This window comes from Marseilla massiliensis, from assembly GCF_016899855.1.
In the GTDB taxonomy this organism is placed as follows: Bacteria; Bacteroidota; Bacteroidia; order Bacteroidales; family Bacteroidaceae; genus Prevotella.
This window is the reverse complement of record NZ_JACJJG010000033.1, coordinates 1-13,953: the sequence shown is the minus strand read 5'-3', so window position 1 is coordinate 13,953 and position 13,953 is coordinate 1. Positions and strand designations below refer to the sequence as shown.

11 protein-coding genes are annotated in these 13,953 nt (G+C 43.8%); 4 read left to right on the top strand and 7 right to left on the bottom strand.

Translation table 11 applies throughout. The features are described from left to right. Positions 1-5 precede the first annotated feature (5 nt). From dpp5 to H6A34_RS07495, 3 genes are all read right to left on the bottom strand, one after another. Entirely contained in the window at positions 6-2,174 is a 2,169-nt protein-coding gene (dpp5, locus tag H6A34_RS07505; RefSeq protein WP_205104574.1) for a dipeptidyl-peptidase Dpp5, read from the bottom strand. A 64-nt stretch (positions 2,175-2,238) separates the two neighbouring features. Next, positions 2,239-4,134, bottom strand: coding sequence for a membrane protein insertase YidC (gene yidC / locus H6A34_RS07500; protein WP_205104572.1), 1,896 nt, complete (start codon positions 4,132-4,134; stop codon positions 2,239-2,241). Between the two features lie 20 nt (positions 4,135-4,154). Further along, a complete protein-coding gene (locus H6A34_RS07495; protein WP_021947390.1) occupies positions 4,155-5,771 on the bottom strand; it encodes a CTP synthase in 1,617 nt (538 codons plus the stop codon). A gap of 168 nt (positions 5,772-5,939) precedes the next feature. Between H6A34_RS07495 and H6A34_RS07490 the strand changes: the two genes are divergently transcribed. Continuing rightward, positions 5,940-7,241, top strand: a complete 1,302-nt coding sequence (locus tag H6A34_RS07490) for a DUF3078 domain-containing protein (protein WP_205104570.1) — start codon at positions 5,940-5,942, stop codon at positions 7,239-7,241. 81 nt (positions 7,242-7,322) lie between these two features. On the opposite strand, the gene H6A34_RS07485 is transcribed toward H6A34_RS07490, so the two are convergent. The 4 genes from H6A34_RS07485 to hisG all read right to left on the bottom strand — a co-directional run bounded on the left by H6A34_RS07485 (position 7,323) and on the right by hisG (position 11,444). After that, on the bottom strand, positions 7,323-7,712 hold the full coding sequence (locus H6A34_RS07485; RefSeq protein ID WP_021947392.1) for a DUF1573 domain-containing protein: 390 nt from the start codon (positions 7,710-7,712) through the stop codon (positions 7,323-7,325). Positions 7,713-8,126: 414 nt separating this feature from the next. Beyond that, on the bottom strand, positions 8,127-9,161 hold the full coding sequence (hisC, locus tag H6A34_RS07480; RefSeq protein ID WP_205104568.1) for a histidinol-phosphate transaminase: 1,035 nt from the start codon (positions 9,159-9,161) through the stop codon (positions 8,127-8,129). A gap of 117 nt (positions 9,162-9,278) precedes the next feature. Next, the gene (gene hisD / locus H6A34_RS07475) at positions 9,279-10,565 is read right to left on the bottom strand and encodes a histidinol dehydrogenase (RefSeq protein WP_205104566.1); all 1,287 of its coding nucleotides are present in this window, start codon (positions 10,563-10,565) and stop codon (positions 9,279-9,281) included. Between the two features lie 27 nt (positions 10,566-10,592). After that, positions 10,593-11,444: an ATP phosphoribosyltransferase gene (hisG, locus tag H6A34_RS07470; protein ID WP_205104564.1), complete on the bottom strand. Its 852-nt coding sequence runs from the start codon at positions 11,442-11,444 to the stop codon at positions 10,593-10,595. Between the two features lie 240 nt (positions 11,445-11,684). On the opposite strand from hisG, the gene H6A34_RS07465 reads away from it, so the two are divergent. The 3 genes from H6A34_RS07465 to H6A34_RS07455 form a co-directional block, all read left to right on the top strand. Next, a complete protein-coding gene (locus tag H6A34_RS07465; RefSeq protein WP_239480800.1) occupies positions 11,685-12,857 on the top strand; it encodes an MltF family protein in 1,173 nt (390 codons plus the stop codon). A 113-nt stretch (positions 12,858-12,970) separates the two neighbouring features. Then, the gene (locus tag H6A34_RS07460) at positions 12,971-13,345 is read left to right on the top strand and encodes a transposase (RefSeq protein WP_205104561.1); all 375 of its coding nucleotides are present in this window, start codon (positions 12,971-12,973) and stop codon (positions 13,343-13,345) included. Beyond that, on the top strand, positions 13,342-13,953 hold a 612-nt coding region (locus H6A34_RS07455; protein WP_205104560.1), incomplete at its 3' end, for a DDE-type integrase/transposase/recombinase. The genes H6A34_RS07460 and H6A34_RS07455, both read left to right, overlap by 4 nt.

Here is a 13,953-nt window from a genome sequence, read left to right as displayed (position 1 = left end):
ATAATTTATTTCAGCCACTTGTCAAGCCAATTGAAGAACGTTCGTTGCCATAGAATGCCGTTCTGCGGTTTGAGCACCCAATGGTTCTCGTCGGGGAACAGAAGCAACTCAGCCGGTATCCCACGCATTCTTGCTGCATTGAATGCACCCATTCCTTGATTGGCGTTTATACGGTAATCCTTTTCACCATGTATGCATAGGATAGGAGTATCCCACTTGTCGATAAACTTATGTGGCGAGTTTGCGTATGTTCTGCGTGCGTTTTCGCTTAGGTCTTTGTTCCAATACGCATCCTCATATTCCCAGTTGCTGAACCATGCTTCCTCTGTGTCTGCGTACATTGATTCAAGATTGAACGCACCGTCATGGGCGATGAAGCACTTGAAACGTTTGTCATGGTGTCCAGCAAGATAATATACGCTGAAGCCGCCGAAACTTGCTCCTACTGCGCCAAGACGGTCTTTGTCAACGAATGGCAGGTTTTCGCATGCATCATCAATAGCTGTAAGGTAATCTTTCATGCATTGGCCTGTCCAGTCGCCGGATATTTGTTCATTCCATTCACTGCCAAAGCCCGGCAAGCCTCTACGGTTAGGTGCAATCACGACATATCCGTTTGCCGCCATGATTTGCATATTCCATCTATAGCTCCAGAATTGTGACACAGGACTTTGCGGTCCTCCCTCACAGAAAAGCAGCGTGGGATATTTTTTATTTTCGTCAAAATGTGCTGGCAACACAATCCAGTAGAGCATGTCTTTTCCGTCAGTCGTTTTGACCCAACGCTGCTGGATTTTGCCGAAAGTCATCTGGTCATACAGATGCTTGTTTTCAAATGTAATTTGTTCCGCCTTTGATTGCTTTTCTTTCTTGTTCGGATTAATTACAAAAAGTTCGGATGCCTGTGACATACTGTGCCGCTCTGCAAGTAGCTTGTTTCCGTCATTTAGTAATTGTACGGAACCATAATCATACCATCCGTCAGTTAGTTGTTTTACTTCGCCCGTTAAATTCGTCTGGTATATGTTTTCACATCCATGCCATACGCCAAGGAAATATAATGTTTCAGAGTCTGAGCTCCAGCAGAAAGCATCAACGTTTGTATCAAGCGATTCGGTGACATACTTTTTAGTATCAGTGGCAAGTTCGTAGATACATAGACGATTACGGTCGCTTTCATATCCATTGCGGGCCATGCTTTGCCAAGCTATGTATTTCCCGTCGGGCGAGAATTGAGGATTAACATCATATCCAGGATTGTTCTTTAGGTTTTCTTCAGAATTTACAGCCTGGTATTTCATAGACTTTGTCGGGTTGATAGCCGGCTCTTGATAGTTAGTCTGTTTGCATAGGTTAGCTACGGTTTTTCCCGTTTCAACATTATAAAGGTATATGTCCACATCGGTGGATATTGCATATTGAACTCCAGTTTTTTTGCGTGACGAGTATGCAATTTCCTTTGAATCAGGACTCCATGCAAGCTGTTCAATACCGCCAAAAGGCTTTGTTGGACATTCGTATGGCTCACCCTCCATTATATCTTTGCCCTCGCTTATGCCGTTTGTTGTTACATCTGCGACGAATGGGTGAGGTATAGATTTTACATATTCGTCCCAGTGTCTGTAATTCATGTCGGTAATAAGCATTCCGGTGGCCTTCGGAAGATCAGAAGGATTCTTTTTTATGATTCCGTGATAGGGTAGTTGTTTTATCAATATAACCTTTTTTTCATCGGGTGAGAATATGAATCCGTCTATACCGGTCTTGTCGTTGCTTAATTGCTTTCGATCTGTTCCGTCGGCATTCATAGTCCAAATCTGTCCATCACAAAGATAGGCTATTTTCTCTCCGTTATTAATCCATACAGCGTCGGTTTCGCTCTTGTTGCCAGTTGTGAGCATTTTATTGTTCTTGCCGTTTGCGTCCATGACGTATATTACGGTATGGCTTTTATTTTCTTTTACGCTGTAATAGCTTACCTGGTATACGATTTTCTTGCCGTCCGGTGATGCTTGGTGTCCTCCTATTCGCCCCATAGCCCAGAGTGCTTCAGGTGTCATAAGGTCACTTGTCAACTTAATGTCACTTTTTCCGATAAAGTCGGTTGCCTCTTGTGCGTCTATCGAGCTGCAACCGATGGCAAGCGCGGTTGCAAGCATAATTGCTTTGTTCATGGATATTGGTAGTTTAAACATAGGGGCAGCCGATAACGTCTGCCCCTACATTGATTATTAAAATTTATTTTTTCGGCTTGTTTTTCTCCTGTTGTTCACGCAGACGTTTTAGTTCCTCGGCCTGTTTCTGCATAGCCTCAAGTCTGGAAGCCAGTCCGCTCATCTTTTGCGGATTGTTCTTGTTCTCTTGGTAGCGCGCCTCAAGTATGGCCAATAACTTCTCGTCATTTGTCGTTTTACGCAGAGTCCACATAATAGCAGCGCTGAAAAACAACGAGATGAAATAATAGAAGTTTAGGCCTGCTGAATAATCGTTGAACATGAAGAAGAAGAATATCGGCATAAGATATGTCATCCAGCGCATCATCTTCATCTGTTCGGCTTGTGCCCCAATCATTTGGTCTTTCTGTTGACGCATTGTCATGACGCTGTAAAGTACGTTTGCGGCACAGAACAGTATACACGTTAAACTCAGATGGTCACCGATAAGCCATAAGTTCGTATTCCATTCAATAATCGGGTCATAAGTTGACAAATCGCTAATCCAAAGGAAACTTTCACCTCTAAGTTGAATTGCGTTAGGTACAAAGTTGAACATTGCAATCCAGATAGGCATCTGTATGAGAATTGGCAAGCATCCGCTTAACGGACTTACTCCGTACTTTGAGTACATAGCCATCATGGCCTGTTGTTTTTGCATTTGGTCTTCCGGCTTGTCGTACTGTTTTGTCGCTTCCTCTATTTTCGGTCTTAATACTCTCATCTTGGCTGATGACATGTAGCTTTTCTTTACCAATGGATATGTAATAAGCTTTAACAAAAGGGTGATGAGGATAAGTACGACACCCATATTTATGTTCATGTCCGTAAGCCAGTCAAACACATAGATGGTAAACCAACGGTTTATTATGCGGATAATAGGCCATCCCAAGTATACAAGACGCTGCATTTCGAGGTCTTTGTTGAAAGTGCTTTCCTTCTCAATTTGTCTTAATAGATTGAAATCATTTGGACCAAAATAGAATTCAAGTTCTGTGGGTTGTTTGCCTGTAGGGTCAAAGGATGTCTTTAATTTGGCACCATATTGTTTTAAATATCCTGAGCCTTTTTCCTGTGGAATACTTGTAAGAAGCGAGTTTGTACCGAGATCATTCTTGGCGATCATGACCGCGCTGAAAAATTGGTTTTTAAATGCAACCCAGTCAATTGTTTCGTCGATTTTTTCATCAACTTTCTCGCTTGCTTCGCTCAGATTGTCTGTACCACCCTCTGTCAGATGATAAGTCAGGGATGAATATCTGTTTTCAAATGTAAATCCTTTTTCCTGCTGACGGCATAGGTCTGTCCATTCTATGTCCATCTTGTCATAGTTGGGTGCAAACATGCCACTCAGTCCGTTTGCCTGCATTAAGAAATGAAGCATGTAATCCTTGCCGAGTTTATACTTCATTACCAAAGATTTTCCGTTGCCAGCAACGGCGGTCATTGTTACTGTTGTGTCTGTAACGTTTGACGGAGTGAAATACAGGTCGCTGGTGATGATATTGGTTTCTTTACCAGCAAGCATGAACTTCAGAGATTGTTCTTTTGAATCGAACAAAGTGAGGTCGGCATTACCGTTTCTGTCTTCAAAGCCTTTTATGACGGCTTTTTCAACCGTTCCTCCTTTTGTGCTTAAAGTAAGCTCAATCTTGGAGTTTTTAAGAACAATGTCTTCAGCCTTGCCAGTCAGGGCGTTATAGAATGCTACGGTAGTATCCTTTACAGCGTTTGTGGCATTAATATTCTTGGCCTGTTGCTCGGCTTTAAATTGTTGCTCAGCCTTTTGTTTGGCTATGGCGGTTATTGAGTCTTGCTTTCTTTGTTGCGCAATATCTTCTTCTGATGGTTTTGTATACCAACTGTAACCAATCAGAAGAAGCGCAATGAGTACAAAACCTATAATCGTATTCTTGTCCATTTCTGAAAACTATATGCTTATTATTTATTTTTGCTTTTATTGTTTTCGATTGCGGTTTTAACGAAATCGAGGAACAAAGGGTGCGGATGCAGTACCGTACTTGAATATTCCGGATGGAATTGTGTTCCGATATACCATTTTAAGCCTGGAATTTCAACGATTTCAACGAGATCGCTTTCAGGATTACGTCCTACGCATTTCATTCCTGAACGTTCGTATTCTTGCTCGAAGTCGTTGTTGAATTCGTAGCGGTGACGATGGCGCTCCTGTATGTGTTCTTTTTTATATATATTGAATACACGAGAACCTTGTCTTAGTACGCACTCGTAAGCGCCAAGACGCATTGTTCCACCCATATTCGTGATATTCTTCTGGTCCTCCATTATGTCAATTACGTTGTGCTCGGTCTTTTCGTCCATCTCGCGGCTATTTGCATCCTCATACCCAAGGACATTGCGGCCGAACTCAATTACCATCATCTGCATGCCTAAACAAATGCCGAACGTTGGTATATCGTGTGTGCGCGTATAATGGGCAGCAACGATTTTTCCTTCTATTCCACGTTGCCCAAATCCCGGACATATAACGATTCCGTCCATACCTGCAAGTTTCTCACTTACATTCTCTTCGTTTATCTTTTCGCTATTGATAAATGTTGTCTTGACTTTATAATCATTATAGGTCCCAGCTTGCGACAGACTTTCCAAAATACTCTTATAAGCATCCTGAAGGTCATATTTGCCGACAAGACCGATGTTTACAACCTCGGTTGCCTTGTGTCTGCGCTCAAGGAACGAGCGCCATGGGCCAAGGGTAGGGGTTTCACCTATTGGCTCACCCATTTTCCGCAAGATTGTCTCGTCGAGTTTTTGTTCCTGCATACGTACCGGAACCTCGTATATCGTCGGCATGTCTACGCTCTGAACAACGGCATCGAAATCAACGTTACAGAAATTCGCAACCTTTTTGCGTATGCCGTCATTAATTGGGTGCTCGGTTCTCAAGACAAGAATATCGGGCTGTATACCTACGCTTTGCAATTCTTTTACAGAATGCTGTGTCGGTTTTGTCTTCAATTCTTTTGCCGCAGCGAGATATGGTATATAAGTAAGGTGCACGCACAGAGCTCTTTTGCCGAGCTCCCATTTCAGCTGGCGTATGCTCTCCAGAAACGGTAAGCTCTCGATGTCGCCGACGGTACCGCCGATTTCAGTGATTACGAAATCGTAATTTTCCTTTTTCCCAAGGTACATTACGTTTCTCTTGATTTCGTCCGTAATATGGGGGATTACTTGTATTGTCTTTCCAAGATAGTCTCCGCGACGCTCCTTGTCTATGACAGACTTGTATATTCTACCGGTTGTAAGGTTGTTTGCTTTTGTTGTCTGGATACCGGTGAAGCGTTCATAATGTCCTAAATCCAAGTCAGCTTCATGACCGTCAACCGTAACATAACATTCCCCGTGCTCATATGGATTGAGCGTACCCGGGTCAATGTTTATATAAGGGTCAAACTTTTGGATTGTGATGTTGTAACCTCTGGCTTGAAGAAGTTTTCCTATTGACGATGATATGATTCCTTTACCAAGCGAGGAAGCGACACCGCCTGTGACGAAGATATATTTTGTTTCTGCCACGATATAAATAATTTGATTACTAATACGAAATGAAAATACAACGTGCAAAATTAAAAAAAAATGCTGATACCTACAAATTATAACCTCTTTATTAAGAGAAAAAACGAAGGGTGGGGTTTTATTTGTGAAATAAATGCTAACTTTGCAGGCATAATGTATTTTCAGAACATGAAGCTCAAACTTTTGTTTGTTATCGTATTGACAGGTTTTGCCGGAGTGGCTTGCGGACAGGTTAAACATTGGCGACATCGTCTTAATCGTCCTCAAGTTGACACATCTGTAGTAGTTGCTTATATGGATTCATTACGGGCTTATAAGGTTAAGGCTGATTCAGTTTCACGCCTTATGGACTCGTTGTCAATAAAACCTGCTGCTGACTCGAGGTATTTCAGGCTATTCTCACCATTAACATTTTATCATTCAATAGCAGGTAGGAGCTTAGTTTTGGGGGCAGATAGTGTTGACGATGTCGAATCTGCCATTGACGATGTGCTTATGGCGGCATATATGCGTCGCCCGGGGCGTGTGGAGGCTACTGAGGGTGAAATTGCCAGGGCAGGCTCTTTACATGAAGAAATAACGAAGCCTTTAAGGCATAAGGTGAAATACGTCAAGAAAGACGAAGTTGTGCCTGAGGTGGAACTTGACGTGCCTTTAGAGATTGTTGTAGAAAAACCGAATTTCTGGACTTTCAGCGGTGACTATTATTTACAGTTCTTGCAGAATTATGTATCAGACAACTGGTATAAGGGTGGCGAGAGTAATTATTCAATGATGGCCAGTGCTACATTGCAAGCGAATTATAATAATAAGCAAAAACTAAAGTTTGAGAATAAATTAGAGTTGAAGCTTGGTGTGCAGACGTCTCGAGGGGATACATTGCACTCTGTTAAAACCACCGAGGACCTTATAAGATATACTGGTAAATTGGGGCTCCAGGCTACGAATAAATGGTATTATACATTCCAGCTGATTGCCTACACGCAGTTCATGAGGGGATACAAGAGCAATGATCCTGCCGTATATTCTGACATTTTGTCGCCGTTGAACATGAACTTTTCACTTGGTATGAGCTATACTGTAAACGCACTTAACAACAGGCTAACCGGTTCAATCCAGCTCGCACCACTTGCGTATAACTTTAAATATGTTGGCAGGGAGGAGCTTGCGACTCAATATGGCCTTGAGGAAGGCAAGCACACTTTGAATGATTTTGGTTCGGAGTGTACTTTTGATCTTACATGGACTATGTCCGAACTCATCAAATGGAAGTCACGCCTGTATGCTTACACAACGTATAAACGTACGGAAGTTGAGTGGGAAAATACGATCACGTTCCAATTCAATAAGTTCATATCGTCAAACGTTTTCATTTATCCGCGTTTTGACGACGGCGCGTCGCGTGATGAGGACTTGGGTTATTGGCAGTTCAAAGAATATGCATCTATAGGATTTGCATATTCATTTTAAAAAAACAAGAGTTAAGAATTAGCGCAAGCGTTGGCTTAATACGGCTGGATTCTTAACTCTTGTTGTTATTTTTTGCTTTGGTTATTTTGCTTCCTCCATTGTCCCTTCTATGTAAAGGCGTGTCATTTCGGGATTGCCATTGGTCCTGACGGTTATTGTTTTCTTGAAATGTCCAGGAAAACGTCCTTTACCATTGTATGTAACATTAAGAGAGCCTTTTTCTCCTGGCGCTATAGGTTTCTTTGTGTATTTGGGTATTGTACATCCACAACTCGCTACCGCCTGATTGATAATTAATGGGGCATTGCCGACATTCGTGAATGTAAATGTACATTTCTGAACGGGAGTTGATTCAGAGAATTTTCCGAAGTCATAGGTCGTTTTGTCAAACTTGATCTTTGCCTGATTTTGAGCTGATGCGTATCCAATAGATAACATCAGCATAAGCATTGCAAATAAAACTTTTTTCATTATTGCTTGTTGATTAGATTTTTTGTTGACAAAATTACTCTTTTTTTGTATCTTAGCCTATGATTTATATCTTATTTTGTGATAATTTTATTATTTTTTATCTTTCGTGCGTTATGAATAAGCATTCGGCATGTAGCTTTTTAGTGTTTATATATTTTTGTATTGGTATTAAATGCCGTTGGCATGGTCAATGCTTTGTCTTTCTATAAAGAAAATGTCGCATTCCACTGTGTAATATGTTGATATTCAGCTATTTAAGTGCGTAATTACGAAAGGCGGCAAAACACATTGTGTTTTGCCGCCTTTCGCCTTGTGTTTTACCGTGTTTTGTCTTGTTGAATACGGCTTTTCACAATCAGGAACTTATGATACGATTAATGCCATGATTTTGTTATGCGGATAGACTGTTGTAGGTCAATACTGTCTGAGAGCGGCAAGTAGTTCATTGTTTTCCGTCTTGCTGCCGATGGTTATGCGCAGACAATCATCACAAAGGCTTACATGCGTACGGTTTCTTACTATTATACCATTGCTTTTTAGATAGTCATAAATGGTTTGTGCATCGTGCATTTTAGCAAGAAAAAAGTTCGCATCTGTTGGATAAACCTTTTCGCATGAAGGCAATAACTTAAATGCATCAATCATTCGGCTGCGCTCCAATAATATAATTTTAATCCATTTGTCCACTTCATACGGCTCAGCTAAGGCCTCAAGGGCATTTTTCTGGGTCAGCGCATTAACGTTGTATGGATATTTCACTTTGTTGAAAATATCAATGATTTTTTTGTCTGCAAAGGCCATGCCGAGGCGTATTGCCGCACATCCCCAAGCCTTGCTGAATGTGTTGAGTACAATAAGGTTGGGATATTTGTCTATTTCGAGGCGTAATGGGCGTTCCTGCGAAAAGTCAGAATATGCTTCGTCAACAATTACAAGTCCATCGAAACACTCTATTGTCTTGACTATCTCGTTGCGATTTAAGTTATTCCCTGTTGGATTGTTGGGTGAACAAAGCCAAATAAGTTTTGTGTGTTTGTCGCACGCCTTGAGCAGCTTGTATGATTTGATCTGGAAGTCTTGGTCCAGCAATACCGGGCGATATTCAATATTGTTAATATCAGCGCAAACCTTATACATCCCGTATGTCGGTTCTATGGCGACCACGTTGTCTGTTCCAGGGCGTGTAAAGCAGCGATAGGCGAGGTCGATTGCTTCGTCTGACCCGTTTCCGAGAAAGATATTTTCTTTCGCTACCCCTTTTATTTGGGCTAATCGCGCCTTTAGGCCTTTTTGCAATGGGTCAGGGTATCGGTTTAGCGGATTATTATACGGGTTCTCGTTAGCGTCGAGAAATACTTTTGCTTCGTTGCCGCTATATTCGTCCCTTGCGCTGCTATATGGTTTCAGTGCCCAGATATTTGGGCGTGTAAGTTCTTCTAACGGTCTCATATTGTTGTATTTTTATCGTATAGGATTAGAAACTTTGCCTAATGATAATATGCAGACACGCTTAAACCGTAATGCTGACAGGCGCAATCTGCTGCGTAAGACATGTTCTGCTGACTTTTAATGCTTAATTTCTGACATTCTTAGTGTCATCGCGTTTTTATGCGCGGACAGTTGTTCGTTTTCGGCCATTACCTCTACCGCGTGGCCTATGTTGCGTATTCCTTCAGGAGTAAGATGTTGGAATGTGATTTTTCTGTTGAAGCTGTCAAGGTTGACCCCGCTGTACGCTGTGGCATATCCATGTGTCGGTAGGGTATGGTTTGTGCCGCTGGCGTAATCACCGGCGCTTTCGCATGCATATTTCCCGAGAAAGACGCTGCCGGCATTTACAACTTTTTCTGCCAGTTCATCGTAGTCATCGGTTGCTATAATGAGATGTTCCGGAGCGTATAAGTTACTTAATGATATAGCTTCGTCTTTGCTTTTCAAAATCACTATCTTACTATTCCCGAGTGCTTGGGCGGCTATGCCATGCCTCGGTAACGCTTTTAATTGTATATCAATTTGGCTTATTACATCCTTTGCGAGGTGTTCTGAAGTCGTAATGAGCAATACTTGAGAGTCTATACCGTGCTCCGCCTGTGACAATAAGTCAGCCGCAACGAATGCAGCGTTACTTGAGTCGTCGGCTATGACGCATACTTCTGACGGACCTGCGGGCATGTCTATTGATACGTCATGGAGTGAAACCAGCTGTTTGGCAGCCATGACATATTGGTTGCCAGGTCCGAATATTTTATATACTTTGGGTATGCTTTCAGTTCCGTATGCCATTGCTCCTATTGCCTGCACACCTCCAGCCTTATATATTTTGCTCACTCCGGCAATCCTCGCGGCCGTCAGTATTGCGGGATTTATTTTTCCGTCGGCTCCTGGAGGTGAGCATAGTATGATGTCCTTGCAGCCTGCGATCTTGGCAGGCGTCGCGAGCATGAGCACAGTACTGAACAGAGGGGCGGTACCTCCTGGTACATATAGACCGACTTTCTCTATCGGTACAATCTTTTGCCAGCAGGTAACTCCAGGAGTAGTGTCTATTTTTTTTGTCTCAATATGTTGTGACGCATGGAATCTTGAGATGTTTCCATGAGCAAGCATAATCGCATCATACAATTCTTTTGGTGTCGACCTTACCGCCTCGTCTATTTCTTCTTGGCTTACAGCAAGGTGTTGAAGTTTTGCATTGTCGAATTTTTCTTCATATTCCTTGACTGCTTCATCGCCGCGCGACTTAATGTCCGTTAGTATGTCGTTGACGGTTTTATTTAGCCTTGCTGTATCTAAGTGTGGCCGCTCAGTTATTTCAGTCCACTCTTTAGGCGAGGGGTATTTATATGTTTTCATAACTTAATCCCTTTCACGTATCATCGTTTACAGTATCATTTTTTCTATCGGGGTGACCAGTATGCCTTGCGCGCCTAACTCTTTCAGTTTTCCTATGATTTCCCAAAAGCGTTTTTCGTCCAATACCGTGTGTACAGAACACCATTCTTGGTCGGCAAGCGGAATGACTGTCGGACTTTTAAGTCCGGGTAATACGTTTATTATGTCGTCAAGTCGAGACTTAGGCGCGTTCATCCTTACATATTTCTTGTCTTCGGCATTCCGTACAGCTTCAATCCTGAACAGCATTTTGTCAAGAATGTCATGTTTGTCGGCGTCAAGGTTTTTATTTGCTATTAGTACGGCTTCGCTTTTCATTACAACCTCTACTTCTTTCAGGTTGTTGCTTACGAGGGTAGAACCGCTGCTTACTATATCGAAGATACCGTCGGCCAACCCTATGCCCGGACTGATTTCGACACTTCCGGTTATTACATGAATTTCGGCATTTATACCATTATTATCTAAATAGTTTTTCAGTATTACAGGATATGAAGTAGCTATTTTCCTCCCGTTAAACCATTCAATTCCGTTATAATCAATGTTTTTCGGTATTGCAAGCGAAAGCCTGCATTTACTGAACCCGAGCTTGGTTACAATTCTTGCGTCTTCGTTCTTCTCGGCAAACTCATTTTCTCCTACGATACCGATGTCAGCCACGCCTGTGGCTACACTTTGCGGTATGTCGTCGTCACGAAGGTAAAGAACTTCGAGCGGAAAGTTGGATGATTGCACCAAAAGGGTGCGTTTGCTGGAACTTATTTTGATGTCCGCCTCGTTGAGCAGATTCATCGTGTCGTCAAACAGACGTCCTTTTGATTGTACAGCTATGCGCAACATAATATATAAAATTATTAAAAATGTTTGGCAAAAATACGCTTTTTGAAGCATATTTGCAAGGAATGTTGTAGTTTTGTACTCAAATTATAGTAAAACAAGTATTCTTGTCTGCATTTTGAAAGTATTAGGATGCGTTTTTGTGTAAAAAAGACATTGCCTTTTCTTTCCAGTCATACACGGTGGAAGCAATCAGCCTATAGCGTGTTTCTATTTGTCATGGCAATGATTTTATTGTCTTTTATGGTTTCATGTTCGGAGGGCAAGAAGGAAAAAATAGTTACTCCATGGGGTGAAGTTGGTGAAGACAGTGTGCCTTTAAATGCGGCTTTCACCGTTAATGACATTATAAGTAATGGTGAGCTTATAATATTGACGATGTCAGGTCCTGATACTTATTATGACTATCGTGGCAGGGGAATGGGTACCCAATATCTGTTGTGCGAGAAATTTGCGCAAAAACTTGGGGTCTCATTGCGTGTAGAGCTTTGCAAGGATACTACGGAAATGCTGCAACGTCTGGAAAATGGTGACGCTGACCTGATTGCCTTCCCTTTGCCGAAACGGATAAAAACCGGCAAAAAGCTTATATTCTGCGGTGCGGGAGTTGATTCGTTGGGGGTGCAATGGGCAGTTGCTGGAGGAAATGAGGAACTGGCCGACAGCCTTGATTCTTGGTTTAAGCCGTCAATGTATGCAGAAGTGCGTGAAGAGGAGAGTTATGTGTTTTCCTCAAGAAGTGTTACAAGGCATGTATATGCACCGTTCCTGAACCGAAAAGGAGGCGTAATATCGCATTATGACCATTTGTTTAAGAGATATGCTCCTGTTGCGAGATGGGATTGGCGGTTGATGGCGGCGCAATGTTACCAGGAATCTTGTTTTGACTCGAAAGCGCGTTCATGGGCAGGGGCGTGCGGACTTATGCAGATAATGCCGTCAACGGCGGACCATTTGGGCCTACCACGTTCTGCGATATATGATCCGGAACATAATGTACGGGCTGCCGCCCAATACTTGAGGGAGCTTGCCGGATACTTCAGGAGCGTGCAGAATGCGGCCGAAAGGCAGCTTTTTGTACTTGCTGCTTATAACGGAGGATATTTCCATATTCAAGATGCAATGGCTTTGGCACGCAAGAACGGCAAGAACCCTAACCGGTGGCGTGATGTCGCATATTATGTTTTGGCGCTGGAGCAGCCACAATTCTATAACGACCCGGTGGTTAAATACGGGTATATGCGCGGCTCGGAGACGGTGGGCTATGTTGACGGGATACGTAAGCGTTATGCGCAATACCGTGGAGTGCCGTATGGAGGCGCGTCCGTAAAGGATTGGGATGGCGGCAGCCAGTCAGGCTCGTTCAGTCCTTTTACTCCCCGGAAAGCAAAAAAACGTCACCGTTTCCATATCTGATAATCATAAATATGAAGATGTGTTGCCGCATTAACCGTTATATGCTATAATTCGGTCTGTCTTGTCCTGGCAAAAGTTGACACATTTATGAACAATAAAAAATGTGTAAAACAATGCGAAAGAGTCCAACAAAGTACAGCGAGGAGTTCAAATTGAGCGTCCTTCGTGACTATTACTCGTCAGGCATGAGCAAGCGCAAGTGTGCAAGGAAGTACGGTCTGTGTAATCCGACGTTATTGTCGTCATGGCAGTCAAAGTATGGGGAGAAAACCTTATCTTTGCCGTCGGAAGAAGAATACGACGACATGGCAAGACGCAGCAAGGAGGAATACAGGGATGAGAACGCGGCCCTGCGCAAGCGCGTGCGCGAGTTGGAGAAGGCGCTTGCGTACTCGCGTTTGGAGACGGAGGCTCGCGACGTGATGATAGACATCGCCGAGCGTGAGTATGAAATATCCATAAGAAAAAAACATGGGGCCAAGCAGTGACGGAACTGGTCAGCGGACGCGGCGTGGAAGTCTCGTCCGCGTGCCGTCTGTTTGGCCGCAGCCGCCAGGCCTACTACCGGTTGCGGGCCTGCGGGGTGAAGCCCTCCTTGAGCGAGCGCAGCATATTGGAGAAGGTGGGTGCCATACGCTCGGAGGCCCCGGGCATAGGCTGCCGCAAGCTGTGGCTGATGCTCTGCTCGGTCTTCGGTCGCGAACGGATGCCCGGCCGCGACCGCTTCTTCCGCCTGCGTGGTCTCGTGCTGGCGCGCCCGAAGCCCCGCCGCACGACCGACTCCAACCACCGCTACCACAAGTGGAAGAACCTCGTGCGCGGTTTCACGCCCACGGCCGCGAACCAGCTGTGGGTGGCCGACATAACCTACATACCGCTCGAATGCGGTGGCACGTGCTACCTGCACATAGTCACCGACGCCTACTCGCACAAGGTCGTAGGCCACAAGGTCTCGCCGTCGCTGCGCGCCTCGGAGTCTCTCGATGCCCTCAGGCAGGCCATAGCCCATGCCGTGGCGGTGCGCGGCACGGACAGTCTTGACGGCCTCGTCCACCACTCCGACCGCGGGGTGCAGTACTGCTGCGACGCCTACATC